Annotated in this window: 13 protein-coding genes; 3 read left to right on the forward strand and 10 right to left on the reverse strand. The window is 66.0% G+C overall.

All coding sequences use genetic code 11. The features are described 5' to 3' along the window. Nucleotides 1–10: 10 nt before the first annotated feature. The 7 genes from ACZY0R_RS24660 to ACZY0R_RS24690 all read right to left on the reverse strand — a co-directional run bounded on the left by ACZY0R_RS24660 (nucleotide 11) and on the right by ACZY0R_RS24690 (nucleotide 6,017). The gene (locus ACZY0R_RS24660) at nucleotides 11–955 is read right to left on the reverse strand and encodes a sugar kinase (RefSeq protein WP_488862007.1); all 945 of its coding nucleotides are present in this window, start codon (nucleotides 953–955) and stop codon (nucleotides 11–13) included. Then, complete coding sequence (locus ACZY0R_RS24665; RefSeq protein WP_488862009.1) at nucleotides 952–1,740, reverse strand: sugar phosphate isomerase/epimerase family protein; 789 nt, start codon at nucleotides 1,738–1,740, stop codon at nucleotides 952–954. Before ACZY0R_RS24665 ends, ACZY0R_RS24660 begins: the two co-directional genes overlap by 4 nt. Next, nucleotides 1,737–2,471: an amino acid ABC transporter ATP-binding protein gene (locus ACZY0R_RS24670; RefSeq protein WP_488862011.1), complete on the reverse strand. Its 735-nt coding sequence runs from the start codon at nucleotides 2,469–2,471 to the stop codon at nucleotides 1,737–1,739. The genes ACZY0R_RS24665 and ACZY0R_RS24670 overlap by 4 nt, the downstream gene beginning before the upstream one ends. Beyond that, the gene (locus ACZY0R_RS24675) at nucleotides 2,458–3,108 is read right to left on the reverse strand and encodes an amino acid ABC transporter permease (protein WP_488862013.1); all 651 of its coding nucleotides are present in this window, start codon (nucleotides 3,106–3,108) and stop codon (nucleotides 2,458–2,460) included. The genes ACZY0R_RS24670 and ACZY0R_RS24675 overlap by 14 nt, the downstream gene beginning before the upstream one ends. Further along, nucleotides 3,105–3,863, reverse strand: coding sequence for an amino acid ABC transporter permease (locus ACZY0R_RS24680; RefSeq protein WP_488862015.1), 759 nt, complete (start codon nucleotides 3,861–3,863; stop codon nucleotides 3,105–3,107). The genes ACZY0R_RS24675 and ACZY0R_RS24680 overlap by 4 nt, the downstream gene beginning before the upstream one ends. A gap of 55 nt (nucleotides 3,864–3,918) precedes the next feature. Continuing rightward, nucleotides 3,919–4,722, reverse strand: coding sequence for a transporter substrate-binding domain-containing protein (locus ACZY0R_RS24685; protein WP_035872959.1), 804 nt, complete (start codon nucleotides 4,720–4,722; stop codon nucleotides 3,919–3,921). Between the two features lie 239 nt (nucleotides 4,723–4,961). Further along, entirely contained in the window at nucleotides 4,962–6,017 is a 1,056-nt protein-coding gene (locus tag ACZY0R_RS24690; protein ID WP_488862017.1) for a LacI family DNA-binding transcriptional regulator, read from the reverse strand. A 344-nt stretch (nucleotides 6,018–6,361) separates the two neighbouring features. Between ACZY0R_RS24690 and ACZY0R_RS24695 the strand changes: the two genes are divergently transcribed. Genes ACZY0R_RS24695 through ACZY0R_RS24705 form a run of 3 tightly spaced genes read left to right on the forward strand, consistent with a single transcriptional unit; the run spans nucleotide 6,362 to nucleotide 10,075 of the window. Beyond that, nucleotides 6,362–7,642: an LssY C-terminal domain-containing protein gene (locus tag ACZY0R_RS24695; RefSeq protein WP_488862019.1), complete on the forward strand. Its 1,281-nt coding sequence runs from the start codon at nucleotides 6,362–6,364 to the stop codon at nucleotides 7,640–7,642. Further along, nucleotides 7,642–8,895: an LssY C-terminal domain-containing protein gene (locus ACZY0R_RS24700; protein ID WP_488862021.1), complete on the forward strand. Its 1,254-nt coding sequence runs from the start codon at nucleotides 7,642–7,644 to the stop codon at nucleotides 8,893–8,895. Before ACZY0R_RS24695 ends, ACZY0R_RS24700 begins: the two co-directional genes overlap by 1 nt. Then, the gene (locus ACZY0R_RS24705) at nucleotides 8,882–10,075 is read left to right on the forward strand and encodes a hypothetical protein (protein WP_488862023.1); all 1,194 of its coding nucleotides are present in this window, start codon (nucleotides 8,882–8,884) and stop codon (nucleotides 10,073–10,075) included. The genes ACZY0R_RS24700 and ACZY0R_RS24705 overlap by 14 nt, the downstream gene beginning before the upstream one ends. A 44-nt stretch (nucleotides 10,076–10,119) precedes the next feature. On the opposite strand, the gene ACZY0R_RS24710 is transcribed toward ACZY0R_RS24705, so the two are convergent. From ACZY0R_RS24710 to ACZY0R_RS24720, 3 genes are all read right to left on the reverse strand, one after another. Then, entirely contained in the window at nucleotides 10,120–11,913 is a 1,794-nt protein-coding gene (locus tag ACZY0R_RS24710; RefSeq protein WP_488862025.1) for a GGDEF domain-containing protein, read from the reverse strand. Nucleotides 11,914–12,348: 435 nt separating this feature from the next. Then, the gene (locus tag ACZY0R_RS24715; protein ID WP_488862027.1) at nucleotides 12,349–13,194 is read right to left on the reverse strand and encodes an alpha/beta fold hydrolase; all 846 of its coding nucleotides are present in this window, start codon (nucleotides 13,192–13,194) and stop codon (nucleotides 12,349–12,351) included. A gap of 139 nt (nucleotides 13,195–13,333) precedes the next feature. Beyond that, nucleotides 13,334–14,743 carry an MBL fold metallo-hydrolase gene (locus tag ACZY0R_RS24720; protein ID WP_488862029.1) on the reverse strand — a complete coding sequence of 470 codons (1,410 nt, stop codon included), beginning with the start codon at nucleotides 14,741–14,743 and terminating at the stop codon, nucleotides 13,334–13,336. Nucleotides 14,744–14,777 lie beyond the last annotated feature (34 nt).

Consider the following 14,777-nt stretch of genomic DNA (forward strand, 5'->3'; position numbering starts at 1 on the left):
TGCTGTGACTTCACAGGCTGCTGGCCGCCAGCAGGGCATGGGTCGGCAGGCCTTCGGTATCGCCGCGCACCTGCACCGCCCGCGCGCCGATCCATGCGCCGCGCCGGACGGCGTCGGCCACCGGCCTGCCTTCCAGCAGCGCGCTGATGACGCCCACGGCGAAGCCGTCGCCTGCGCCAACCGTGTCGACGATTCGCTCGACGTTGAACGCCGGGACATGGCCGGTGCCGGCTTCGCCGTCGAAGTAGGCGCCTTCCGCGCCCAGCTTCACGACTACCAGCCTGGCGCCGCGCCGACGGTAGAAGGCGGCGATGCGTTCCGGCTCGGCGTGGCCGGTCAGGAAACGGCCTTCCTCGATGCCGGGCAGCACCCAGTCGCACTGATGCGCCAGGTCGTTCAGCGTCTCGCGCATCAACTCGGGCGTGGCCCACAACGCGGGCCGCAAATTGGGATCGAACGAGATCGTGCGGCCGGCAGCGCGCATGGTGGAGATGGCCTGGCGGGTGGCGGCCTGCGTGCCTTCGGCCAGCGCGGGGAACACGCCCGTGACATGCAGGTGCCGTGAGCGCCGTAGCCACTTGTCGTTCAGATGCCCCGGGTTCATGCGGCTTGCGGCCGAGCCGCGGCGGTGATATTCCACGGGCGGATCGCTGCCGTCGTCGACCCGTCCCTTGAACTGGAAACCAGTGCGCTCGCCGGGCTCGCACACCACCTGGCTGCATTCCACGCCTTCCCGCTGCATTTCACCGAGCAGGTAGCGCGCCATCGAATCATCGCCCAGGCGGCTGGCCCATCCGACCTTCAGGCCCAGGCGCGACAGGCCGATGGCCACATTGGTCTCGGCGCCGGCGGTGCGCTTGTGGAAGGTCTGCACGCCTTCGAGCGGCCCGGCTTCACCGGCCACCAGCATCAGCATTGCCTCGCCCAGCGTCACCACATCAAGATCGGGGCTCATGCGGGGATCTCCACCGAACGCAGCAGTTCGACATGGTTGCGCGTGACCTGCACCAGGTCTTCGCCTTGCAGCGGAAACTCGATGGCGCGCGCAACGCCGGCGGGCAGGCGGCGCAATACGCTGCGCCATGGCGCAGCCGATTGCTCCAGCGGCACCGCAATCCACTTGGCAGGCGTGCGCAGCACGCCTTTGCAATGCACATAGCCCACCTGGGAGGCGAAGACCTGCGCGGCGTCGAGCGGATCCTCGCCCGTCCAGTGCCAGTTGCCCATGTCGAAGGTCATCGGCACCGTCTTGCCGAGGGCCGTGGCACGCGCGAAGAAGTCGCGCAGCGGGGGGGCGGTACCGGCGCTGGCGGTCTGGTCGTTTTCCACGACGAGTTCGATGCCCTCGTGCTCCAGCCAGGGGAGCAGCCCTTCAAGCGGGGTGCCCTCGCGATAGCCGCCCAGCGACATCTTGACCCGGCTGGCACTGATCGCCAGCGCCGTCGTGAAGGCGCGGTCGAGCGCGGCGGCATCGAGGCGGCCGGCTTCGCTCCAGAGGCCTTCGGGGCTCGACCAGACCACGCTTAGTCCGTGCTGTTCGGCGACCGCGCGCTGTTCGCTGACTTCATCCCTATGCCCGCGCTGGAGTTCGCCGCGGTATTCCACGCCGTCCGCACCGGCTGCCGCGGCAATCCGCGCCAGCGCAGCCTGTCCATCGCGGTGGGCGAGGTCGGCGCCGTAGGCCGTGAGCGAAATCAGCACCGGCGGCCGGGAAGAACTACCTTGTCGCTGCTGGTTCATTTCAGTGCTCCCGCGCTGAGGAATTGCTGCAGTTCCGGTGTCCGCGGCTGCGCGAACAGCGCCTTAGACGGGCCCGCCTCGTGCACCTTGCCCTGGTGCATGAAGATGGTGGTATGCGCCATGCGGCGTGCGAACTCCATCTCGTGCGTCACCAGCACCATGGTCATGCCGGAGGCGGCCAGGTTTTCCATGACGCGCAGGACTTCCGCCGTCAGCTCCGGGTCGAGCGCGGAGGTCACCTCGTCGAACAGCATCACCTTGGGTTGCATCGCCAGCGAACGGGCGATGGCCACGCGCTGCTGCTGGCCGCCCGAGAGCTGCTCGGGGTAGCAGTCCCTCTTGTCCAGCAGGCCGACCTGGGTCAGCACCTGGTCGACGATGCCGTCGATCGTTTTCGCCGCGATCTTCTTGACGATGGAAGGCGCCAGCGCAATGTTCTCCCCCACGGTCAGGTGCGGAAAGAGGTTGTAGCTCTGGAACACCATGCCTACGTCGCGGCGCAGGTCGAGCAGCCGCTTCCTGTCGTGATCCAGCTTGTGCCCGGCGACTGTGATATTGCCGGCGTTGATTGTCTCCAGTCCGTTCAGGCAGCGCAGCATGGTGCTTTTGCCGGAGCCGCTGCGGCCGATGATGGCGACCACCTGGCCCGGTTCGATGGCAAACGACACGCCCTTCAGGACTTCGACGGGGCCATAGGATTTGTGCACGCCTTGTGCTTCAACGATGGACATGGAGCCTCCTTTCCATGCGCCTGGCTGCCGACGAAAGCGGGAAGCAAAGCGCGAAGTAGATAAGTGCGACGACGACGAAGACCGCGAAGGGCTGGAAGGTCGCGTTGTTGATCAGCTGGCCGGCGCGCGTGAGTTCGATGACGCCGATGATGGAAGTGATCGAGGTGTTCTTGACCAGCTGGACCGAGAAGCCCACCGTAGGCGGCAGGGCCAGCCGGACGGCTTGCGGCAGCACGACGAAGCGCAGCTGCTGCCAGCGGGTGAGGGCGAGCGCTTCGCTGGCCTCCCACTGCCCCTGCGGCACGGCCTCGATGCAGCCGCGCCAGATCTCGCCAAGATAAGCGCTGGCGTAGATCGACATCGCCAGCATGGCCGCGACCATCGGCGACAGCTTGAGCCCGAGCACGGAGAGGCCGTAGTAGCTCAGGAACAGCACGATCAGCACCGGCGTACCTTGCACGATCTGGATATAGACCGTGCTGGCGAGGCGGAGCAGGCTGCTTCTCGAGGTCCGCGCCAACGCCACCAGGAAGCCGGCCAGCGTGCCGCCGACGAAGGCCAGCAAGGTCACCCACAGCGTCCAGCGTGCTGCCAGGAACAGGATTTCAAGATGATTCCAGGAGAATTCGGTGATCATTTCGCGCTCCCTGCAACCGCTGGCGTCAGCTCCGCATGCGCCAGCGGCGCAACGCGGGCAGTGCGCGCGGCCTTTCTGGCTCGCGCCACCACGCGGCGCCGCCTGAACACCAGATTGCCGATCAGGGCGAACGCGGCGCGCAACAGCAGTGCCAGCCCGAGGTAGATGAACATGACGAGGATGTAGCTCTCGAAGGTGCGGAAGGTCTGCGAATCGATCTGGCTGGCGACCGCCGTCAGCTCTTCCACCGAGATCGCCGACACCACGCTCGAGGTCAGCATCATCAGCGTGAACTGGCTGGTCAGCGCCGGATAGACTTTTTCGAAGGCCGGCACCAGGGCGACGTGGCGGATCAACTGGCAGCGCGTCATGCCCAGCGCGGCGGCGGCTTCGAGCTGCGAACGGTGAACCGCCTGCAAGCCGGCCCGGATGATCTCGGTCGAGTAGGCACCGAGGTTGACCGTCATGGCAATCACCGCGGCGGTGATGGCATCGATCTGCAAGCCGACGGTAGGCAGGCCGAAGAAGATGATGAAGAGCTGGATCAGGAAGGGCGTGTTGCGGATCGCCTCGACGTATACCCTGGCGGCGCGCTGGAGCCAGGGGCCGCCAAACGCGGCCGCGATGGCGCCGGCGGTACCGACCAGGGTGCCAAGCAGGATCGAGCCGAAGCTGAGCGCCAGCGTCATGGCCGCGCCGTCCGCAAAGCGATCCAACTGCGACAGCACCGGGGTCCATTCAAATTGGTAGTTCATGCGGGTCTCCTGGCGCGCCGGCTGACGCTGGCGCGCAACGTCGGACTTGCCGGGGTCAGAACGTTTGCAGCGCGGGCAGCGCCTTGCCGGTCCACTTCTGCGCAATGGCGTCGAGTTCGCCATTGAGCTTGACGTAGGAAATGGTGGTGTTGAGCCACTGGCGCAGTTCGAAGGCGTCCTTGCGCACGGCCATCGAGTTCGGTTGGACCGAGAACGCGAACTTGGCGTCGAACTTGCCGGCGCCGCGTGCCTTCATGATTTCGTTGCCGGTGGTGTTGGGCAGGGCAATGGCTTCGACCTGGTTGCTGATCAGCGCCTGCGCGCAGGTGGCGTCGTCCTCGAAGCGGACGATATTCATGCCGGGCACCGCCAGCCGGGTCAGTGCCGTGTCCTGCGTGGTGCCGCGCGTCACGCCGACCTTCTTCTTCCCAAGCTCAGCCAGCTTGGCGTACTTGGCCGCGACCGGCGCGAAGATGGTCAGCTCGAACGCGCTGTAGGGCGAGCTGAACATGATGGCCCGCGCCCGCTCGGGCGTCGGCGCCAGGGTGGCGACCAGGAAATCGACCTTGCCGGCTTCCAGCGCCGGAATGCGGCTGGGGGAGGTGAGCGGCACGATATCGACCGGCACGCCGAGGTACTTGCCCAGCAGGTTGGCCACGTCGACATCGTAGCCGGCGGGCTTGCCGGTGGCGTCCGTGGTGCCGAAGGGCGGCGCGCCCGTCACCACGCCGATGGTGACCTTGCCCTTCTTGACGATCTCGGCGACGGTCTGTGCCTGGACCCCGGCCGAGGCGCTGGCCAGGACCAGCAGCGTGAGCACGGGCGCGGCAATGTGGCGCAACAAGCGTTGGATAGTCATCAATGTCTCCTGCACGTTCAGTGGAATATGTCGCTGGCGTCGCAGCGCTCGGCATGTACGGTTTCTGAAACCGGTTTCAGGATTATAGGAAACCGGTTTCAGAACTCCAGCAGTGGAAACCCTTACGGGCAAATCGAGCTTGGGCAAGTGAAGAGTTGGGCGCGTGCGTGCGCCCGCTACCCAGGGGGCAGCGGGTCTACGCGCGCTTCACGCGCCACCGGCGGGCGAGGGGATAGGCGTTAGTCGCGGCGGGTGGAGCCGCGCTTGACCAGGGTACCGGGCAACAGGACCTGGCGCGGCGCCAGCTGCGCGCCTTGCAGGCGCTCGATCAGGCAGTTGGTGGCGACGCGTCCGATATCGTCGGTGGGCTGGGCGATGGTGCTCAGGCCGGGGCCGACCAGGGCAGCCCATTCCGGATCGTCGAAGCCGATCAGGCCGAGGTCGGTGCCGAGCTGCCACCCCAGCCTGGCGGCGGCAGCGGCCACGCGCAGCGAGATCACCGCATTGGCCGCGAGCACGGCCATGGGCGCTTTGCCCGCACCCTTGCGCAGGGCGCGCAGCGCTTCGTCCAGGGCGTCGTCGTCACCGGTATGGGCTTCGAACACGCTTCCGTCAAGCGAGTCCGCATGCTCCGCGATGAAGTTCTGGAAGGCCCGGGCGCGCTCGTTGCGCGAGCTGATGGCCTTGATCGGCTCGCTGATGAAGAGCAGGCGCCGGTAGCCGGCTTCGAGCAGATGGCCGGCAGCCTCGTGGACCGCGGAAAGGTTGTCCAGGGCGACCAGGTCGACTTCCGCATCGCCCACTTTCCGGTCGACCAGCACTACCGGTTTGCCCAGCTGCGCGGCATCGGCGAGAGCGCCGGCGTCGTGGCCCAGCGTGTGCAGGATGAAGCCTTCGACCCGGTAGGCCGACAGCGAGCGGATGGCTTGGCGTTCCAGCTGCTCGTCATTGCCCAGGTTGAACAGCATCACCATGTAGCCCGCGTCGCGGCAGGCTTTTTCCACGCCACGCAGCACGGCCACGGAGAACGAGTTGGAAACATCCGCCACCACCAGCCCGATCAGGCGCGACTTGCCGCGCTTTAGCGCCTGCGCCATGGGACTCGGGCTGTAGCCCAGCTCGCGCACGGCCGCGGCGACGCGTGCCTCCACGTCGGCGGACAGTTGCTCGCCGCCCCGGTTCAGGTAGCGCGATACGGTGGCTTTCGAAACGCCCGCATAGTCGGCAACGTCCTGGATGGTGAGTTTCTCAGCGGGCTTCAGGTTGGGCGTGGGTTGAGTCACAGGGCGTGGCATGGGAGAAATCGGTCTCGGTGAAACCAGTTTCAGGATTATGCAACGGGCGTCACCGAATTTGCCAGCACCCCGGCTGCGCGGGCTGGCGGATCTCGCCCACGCTGCGCATCGGTTCGATCTTGCCCTTCGGCTGTTCCACGTCGGGCATTGCGCGATTTCCCCCTTGGTTCACCGGCCGCCGCTTTCAGGCGGAGGACTAACTGACCTCACCCCGCGAAGATTCGCGCACTATACTTTTCCTGCGCCCGACGCCGCCTCGAGGCATTCATTCTGCCGGGCCAATGCGCTGGCGGCTGCCCTGCCGGCAAGCGCAATGCCATCGCTCGTGGTGAAGAGGTTACGCAATGAACCGCATTGTGACTCGGGTATTTGCCGCAGTTGTCATTGCCGGCTGCGCCGCGCCCCCACCGCCGCCGCCCTTAGCCGCACTCGACTACAAGAGCCGTGCCCTGAGCCGTACCGACGGCGGCTTGCGGGTGTCGGCCGCCGTTCTTTCGAATGAGGAAAGCGCGGACGTGTATCGGGTTCCGCTCGAGAGGCTGCAGATACAGCCCGTCTGGATCGAGGTCACCAACAACGACGACCGGGGCTATTACCTGATGTCGTCGGGTCTTGATCCGGGATTCTTTCCGGCTTCCGAGGCAGCAGAGGCATTTTCCCAGGGCGGCTCGCCTGACGAAAAGGCCAGCGTGGACCAGCGCTTCCGCCAGCTCGCCTTCCGTAATCCGGTGCCACCCGGGCAAACCGTGTCGGGTTTTGTGCTGACGAATGCCAGCGAAGGGGCGAAGCTCGTTCAGCTGGACCTGGTGGCGAGCGGGCGCGCCAAGACATTCGCGATCCTCATGGTCGTGCCAGGCTTCCATGCCGACTACCATACGAGCGAAGTCTTCCGGCGCGAGATCTATCCGCCCGAGGAAATCGTCGACTACACGGATGACGAGGCCTTCCGCGAGGCACTCGAGGCCCTGCCGTGCTGTGTCACCAACAAGGATGGCTCGAAGAACGGCGACCCGCTCAACCTGGTGGTCGTGGGCGGCATCGACGATGCGTTTCCCGCGTTCGTGCGCCGCAGCTGGCGGCCGACCGAGCAGAAGTGGTCGGGCGCGATCACAAAGATGATCGCCTCGGCGCTCAAGGGCGAGCCCTATGTCAATGCGCCGGTGAGCGATCTGTACCTGTTCGGACGCGCGCAGGACCTGGCATTGCAGAAGGCGCGCGACAACATTCACCAGCGCAACCATCTGCGTCTCTGGCTTAGTCCGATGCGCTATCACGGCAAATCCGTGTGGGTGGGCCAGATCAGCCGCGATATCGGCGTGCGCCTCACCATTCACTCGCCAACGCTGACGACGCACAAGGTCGATCCGGACGTGGACGAAGCGCGCACGGCGCTGGCGGAGGATATGGCCTATTCCCAGAGCCTCAACAAGATCGGGCAGGTGAAAGGCGTGGGCGCAGCGCCGCGAAGCGCCCCGCGCGAGAACCTGACCACGGATCCGTATTTCACGGACGGATATCGCCAGGTGCTGGTATTCGACCGTAAGCCCACATCGCTCTCGGCGATCGAGTTCTTCCCGTGGAGCGGGATCTATCAGACCGATGCCGCGCGCCAGGGAGCCAAATAATGAGCGTGTTGCCGCTGTTGCATCCTGCGCTACGGTACGCGGCGGGCATGGCGATCCTCTCGCTTGCCATGGCCGGCTGCGCGACATGGCAAGCGCCTGCCAGTGCCGACGACGCCCCGCTACGCGAGCGCGCGGTGAGCGAAACCAAGCAGGGCGTGCGCGTGAGCGCGGCAGTGCTGGGCACGGAAGACAGCAAGCGCATGTTCGGCGCCGACATCAACAAGACCAACGTGCAGCCCGTATGGTTCGAGGTGCATAACGGAACCTCGCAGCCGTTATGGCTGTTGCGCTCGGGAACGGATCCCGATTACTTTTCGCCGCTCGAAGTCGCTTGGTCCCTGCATGGCACGTTCAGCGGGGCAACGAATGCGCGCATTGACGACTACTTCAATAAACTCGGGTTCAAGAATCCGATTCCGCCGGGGACGACACACGAGGGCATCCTGTTCACCAATCCCGACCGCATTACGAAGCTCGTCAATGTCGATTTGTTCGGGACCAGGACGCTGATCCCGTTCAGCCTCTTCGTGCGTGTGCCCGACGATATCTCGGATGCGGGTTTTGCGCGGTATATCTTCCAGTATCCGGATTCCGCGGTCACGGACTACAAAGACCTTGCCTCGCTGAGAGCCGCACTCGAACGGTTGCCGTGCTGCGCCACCGATACGCGCGGGGCGGCGCAGGGCGATCCGTTGAATGTGCTGATTGTCGGGGAACTCGGCGACATCGGCGCGGCGGCGGTGCGGCGTAGTTACCGCCGCGATTCGCGCGAGGGCGATACCGGTCAACGGGTCTTCGGACGCGCGCCTGACGCCGTGCTGCGCAAGCAAGCGCAAGGCGGTGCGCCGTCGACCTGGGTACGCGTGTGGCTGGCGCCCATTCGCTTTCAGGGGCAGCCCGTTTACCTCGCGCAGGCAGGCCGGCCTGTCGGCGGACGCTTCGCGCCCGCCGACACGGCAAAGATCGTCCTGCACGAGGATGTCGACGAGGCCAGGAACCTCCTGATCCAGGACATGATGTACTCAGGCGGTCTCGACAAGCTCGGATTCGTGAACGGTGTCGGTCGGGCGCGGCAGGCGCAACCACGGACAACGCTGGATGGCGCCCGCTACTTTACGGACGGGCTGCGCGCGGTGCTGTTCTTTGCGCAACGGCCGCTGAGTCTTTCCGACGTGGAAATTCTCGACTGGGTACCTTACCTGGAGGGGCGCGAAGCCGCTACACGCCAGGAGAGCGGCAATGCGCCCAAGTGAGTCGGTCCCGGAGCCGCCCCAGGCCGTAGCCGGGCAGCCGGCTGGCGACTTCCGCGCGCGGTTGAACAGCGGCGTCTTGCCGGCGGTCATCGCGGCTTGCCTCGTGCTCGGCGGATGCGCGTCGAAGCCGCTGATCCCTTACTCCACCGATACGCCGCCTTTGGCACTGCTTCCCGCATCGCAGTCCGGTGTGCAGGACAAACGGGCGCGTTTCCGCGAGATCTACTGCGCGGTGCTGCAGGCGCGCGGACCGGAGCTTCCCGATTACCGGCCCTGCGAAGACGCGCTGAACCGCATAGGCGCTGAGCCCGCCGGCACCGGCAAGCCCGTCGATCTGGGTCCATCGAGGCGGCACCTGATCGCTGCGGTGGTGCCGGGAATCGGGTATGAATGCTTCGAGCCGTGGCTGAGCGCGCCCGGCACGGTGCCGAAACACCTGCGGGAGTTCGGCTATGACGGCATGCTGCTCAAGGTCGATGCGCTGTCAGGTTCGGCGAATAACGCGCGCCAGATCCGCGACGCGATCATGGCCATGCCGCTGACCGAGGGGGCGCCGCGCCTGGTGCTGGTCGGATACTCGAAGGGTGCGCCTGACATCCTCCAGGCCGTGGTGGCGTATCCGGAGATCCGCAGCCGCGTGGCGGCGGTGGTCAGCGCAGCCGGCGCGATCGGCGGCTCGGCGCTTGCCAATGACGCCGAGCAATACCAGGCCGACATGCTGCGGCATTTCCCGGGCGCAACCTGCAATTCGGGAGATGGCGGCGCGGTGGAGAGCCTGCGGCCCGCGATACGCAAGGCATGGCTGGCGGGAAACCCGTTGCCCCGCGACGTGCGCTACTACTCGCTCGTCACGCTGCCGCGGCCGGAGCGCATCTCGTCGATCCTGACTTCGAGCTATGACAAGCTCGCGCGTATCGACGGTCGCAACGATAGCCAGGTGATCTTCTACGACCAGATCGTGCCCGGCAGTACGCTGATGGGCTACGTCAATGCGGATCACTGGGCGCTGGCAGTGCCCATCGCCCGGACGCATACCACCATCGGCTCGCTGTTCGTGACTCAGAACGCCTATCCGCGCGAGGCGCTGACGGAAGCGGTGTTGCGCTTTGTGGAAGAGGACCTGGCGGCGCCGGGACTGGTTGGCGTTGCCGGGCAGGCGGCTTTGCAGGCGGGTGAATGAGCGAATGAAATACCAATCCGGCGTTCCGGACAGTCGCTACATTGTCATTGGCCGCGCTCCGCCTGAGCGTGTTCGCCCGGATCTGCCTCCACCCTGACGCGATCGCGCCCGGCCATCTTGGCCCGGTAAAGTTGCCGGTCCGCGCGTTTCAGCAGGGATTTGATGGAGGGCGAGTCCGCGCGCGCGGCGTATGCGATGCCGAAACTCGCGCTCATCGCAATGCCGGCACCATGCTCGACCGGCACCCGGGTACGCAAGAGCCTGTCGCGCAACTGCTGTACCAAGTCAATGGCTCGCGCACGATCGCGCAGGCTGACCAGCACAGCGAATTCTTCGCCTCCGATGCGCGCGACAATATCCCCTTCATGCCAGGTTTCACGGCACAGATCGGCCATGCGCTCGAGCGCGCGGTCGCCGGCGGCGTGACCGTAGGTGTCGTTGATCCGTTTGAAGTGGTCAATGTCGAACATGACCAGCGCAAGATGGGGTTCCTGCCTGTCCCTGTCCCTGTCCGCGCAAGCGGCCTGAGCACGGCTCTCGAAGGCGCGGCGGTTCAGGAGCCGGGTCAGGGAGTCGGTCTCCGCCATGGTCCGCAGTTCCGCAATCAGGCGCAGGCGTTCCTGCTCGAGCCGCGTTCTTTCAAGGTCGTGTGTCTTGAGCACCTGAACGGCGTCGAACAGTTCCTTGATCTCACCCCGGTACGCGTGCGATGGAACCTCGGCCGGAGGGCTGCCCGCGGCGATTGCGCGTATGAGACGCGCGGCTTCGGCAAATGGCTGGATGACCTGACGGCGGAACAGCCAGGCGCCAAAAAGCAGTGCGCATGTCAAGGTCGACAAGGTGCCCGCGGTTGCCACCAGTAGCGCCAGTTTCGCCCCGCGGTGCGCGTCAAGCTCGGCTTCGGCCAGTTTCAACACGGCGTCGCGAAAGGCGACAATCGGGCGCATGCGAGGCACATAGTCCGCCGCGAACTCGCCTGTCGAGATGTTGATTCCCCCGGGGCGGCCCGCCAGTGCGCGAACTTGCGTGAAATAAGCCAGCCCATCGCGGAAGTACTGCTCGCTCAACTCTACGAATCCCTGCCGGGCCAGTATCGGATCATCCAGGATCCGGGTCCTCATGAGTGCGCCCAGCTGATCGATTCCGCCACGCGTCCGCTCGATGGCAAGTTGCTCTTCCGCCGTGAGTTGGCGGTGCGATGCCAGCGCGGGCGTAAGGCGTGAACCGAGCAGTCCGGCCTGCTCCCGGAGGATGGCCGCCAGACGCGCCGCCATCAGGTAGTTCAGCGCATCCGGGTCTCCCTTGAGCACCCCGGTCGCACCCATATCCGTGGCGGGTGCAAATTGCGGAATCACATCCACCATGCTGCCAACGGCATGCTCGAGCGCCTGATCGGTCCGCTGCGCGCGCGGTACGCGGATGAGCCTGTCGACGTTCGCGCGGGCGGCCGACAACCGGGCTTGCGCGCGCTTGCCGGCCGCCCGCGCAGCCGGGCAATGGTCGCAATCGCGAAGGTCCAGGAGTGCCAGCAAATACGCGATACGGGCGTCGCTCTCGGCGCGTGCCGTGCGCAGCGCTGCCATTTTCCCCTCGGGAACCGGAACGCCTTCCCCGAGCACACTATTGGTTGGGCCGCGTTCCGCGGAGACTTTCTCCATGGCGTGCAGCGCGGCGCGGAAAATCAGGAAGTCCGACCGGGCACGCTCGGCTTGCGCGTATGCATGCCATTGGTGGGTAAGGAGTCCGCCAGTCAGCGCCAGAAGCAACAGGCTGAACGTGGCGGCAATTATCCCGAACCGCCGGCGGACCGACATGGTGAGTGGGGCAGAATCATGCATCCTGGGTAATCTTGGCTAAGCCATGCAAGCCGTGCGCCGCCGGAACGGCCGGCAAGTCCCACGCCTGGTCACGCCGCATGGCACAAGGCGTGTTCAACGTCTGGCTTTCTGTCTTGACATGGCGGCCAACCGAATCCCGCGCTGGCAACGACGAACGGAATGTAACAGAACATGTAGAACATGTGGGGCGGGTACCGTTGCGCGAAGGAAGGGGATGGACGGCACCTTTCCAAGCCATGCGCTCGGGGCATGGGGTTCGGCACCGTTACGCCGAGGGCAGGTCCGCTGCGCGTCCCGGTGGCGATCAGGGTACCGCGCGGTGCGAGGATCGGGAGCGGGGCACGGTGAAGGGCGGTTTCAGGGACGGGCGTAGATGCCGGTTCGCATGCGCCGGCCAAGGTGAAAATAAGAGATGCGATGTCAGCCAGGGATGCGTCAGGCCAGCGGATCGATCTGAACTTCCTGCGCTTCCCTTCCAATAAACCCCGACACCGCATCGATCAGTTCCGGCGCCGAAAGTATCGCGACGTGACCGTATTCCCGCGATTTGACCAGGCGGGCACCGGCGCATCGGGCGAGAATCCTGTCCCCTTCGAGATGACTGACGAATCGATCCTTCTCGTCGTAGACAAGCATGAGATCGGCGCCTGCGCCGGCAAAGGCGTGGCCTCTGCTAAGGGACTCCCATTCATGGTCGAATTGTCCGGCAAGGTAGCGCCTGTAGCGCTGCAGCACGCCTTCGCGCGGATTCAGCTTGCGCCGGATGGCTTCGATTGGCGGATAGGGATGCGATGGGGCGCAGACGCACACGTACTTGCGCGCCTTGACACCTTTGAGTCCGCGCGCCGCCATCATCGACAGCGCCCCGGCGGAATGCCCGACCAGGGCGTGGATGTCTTGCTTGAGCGACGCGCACAGGGCCGCGACGTCTTCGATAAAGTAACGCCATCGCACGCGATCGGATGCCGAGTTGCCGTGCCCGGTGATATCGATCGCGATGGATTGAAAGCCCTGGCTGGCGATGGCGCTCGCGAGCGGGGCGAGCTGGGCGGCTCTCCCGTTCCAGCCATGCACGAAGATGACGATGGGACCCCGGCCCCACGTCCAGGCGACATTGCGCCCGGATCTTCCGTAGCGCAGTTGCGTGGCCCCGGCGAGCGCGGCTTGCTGGTCTTCCGCTATCGGGGGGCGCTGGCTTCTGGTCGCGACCGAGACGACAAGATGAATGGCAGCCCAGTCAGGCATCCGGCTGATCAGTTTGCGAGCGGTGTCGACTTTCACGTAAAGCCCTCTGTGTCGGAACGTAGCGTTGAATTGTCAACACTGGAACGCGGACGTGGCCCGCGGGTTTCCCGGGCGATTATTGTCCGCGGACGGCTGCATGTTGTTCTCATTCCAGGAACACGGGCTTCGGCAGGCGCTAAGGTGCGTGGCTTGCCAGGGCGGGGCGGGGGATCAGGAAGCCGCGCCCGGGGGCAACCCATTCAAGGCCGTGCTGCCGCAGCGCGGCCAGGCAATCCTGCACCACGCGCTCGCCGGTGAACAAGGTCTTTTCCTCTTCGAGCAGGTAGCAGAAAGGGGGATCGTCGGTATCGGTATCGGTATCGGTATCGGTGCCGGGGATCGGAAATACCTCCAGCGTGCAGGTCTCGCCAACGGCAAGGCGCTCGCCATGCCGCAGTTCTCGCGCGAGCACCAGTTGCGCGCCGGTAGCCGCATTGAGCTTGCGCGCGGCGGGCGAGTGGCCCGCGTGTGCCTGGGTGGACAGGATCCAGCGGATCGGCCCCGGCGCCGCGGCGAGCACCGCCTGGATATGCGCGTCGTCATCGGGGCCGGGGTCGATCACGGCCCATGCATTGTCGTTGCCGCCTCCCACCAGATAGGTGTTGGTGCCGGAGCCGGCCACGCCACTGCCATCGCGGGCGGTGATCCGCCAGATGCGCGCGCCGAGGCGCACCGCAACGCCGGGCTCGATGATGCAGCGCGCGTCGCCGCGCCCCTCCGGATCGATATGGCCGAGTTCGGCGTAGCAGGGCTCGTCCGGCATGACCGCGCGCAGGCCGCCCTCGCCGCGCCCCAGGCGGGGCATGATGCGGGCAATGCCGCTTAGCGCCGAGGCATGCTGGTAGCAATCCTGGGCACGCCCGAAGCGGGCAATGGCCGCCAGCGTGCGCCGCGTGGGAGGCTCCAGCTTGAGGCCGCTGGCAGGGTCCAGAAGCTCCGCCGGACGCTTCCAGCAATGGCCGGAGGCCTCCTCGCCGTCGTGCGCGGCGGTCTGGCCGGCGGGCGCGATCGCCACGAAGAAACGGGTGTCGAAGCGCTTGGGCAATCCCGGTGGCGTCAGCCAGTGGCTGAAATACGCCAGACGGTCGACCGCGAGCCGCAGGCCCAGCCGCGCGCAGGCGTGCGCCAGCCCGAGTCCATCGTGCCTGGCGGCGTCGCGCAGCAAGGCGCGCTGTGCCTCCTCCAGTTGGTCCAGCGCCAACGGCTGTCCCGCACTGTCGCGGGCGAACAGCAGTCCAGCCTCCTCGAAGCATTCCCGTACCGCCGCCAGATAGAAATCGAGCCCGCCCGCGTCGACGCCAAGGCGCTGGCTTGCGGCGTCGTCATCGAGACCATCGGCGTAGGCATGAAGCCGCTTGTCCTGCGCATCCAGCGTGCCGCCGGGATACACATAGGAACCGCTGCTGCGATCGCCGGCACGTTCGGCGCGGCGAACCATCAGTACTTCTATCCCTAGCGGGCCATCGCGCAGCACCAGCAAGGTCGCGGCATTGCGCAGCGAGGGGGAAGGCGCGGCGGGTGGTGCGCTTTCGTGGGATTGACTCATGGCGGGGGAGATCCTCGATTCGGTGTTGCGTGGC

The sequence above is a fragment of the Cupriavidus sp. F041 genome (assembly GCF_057814235.1).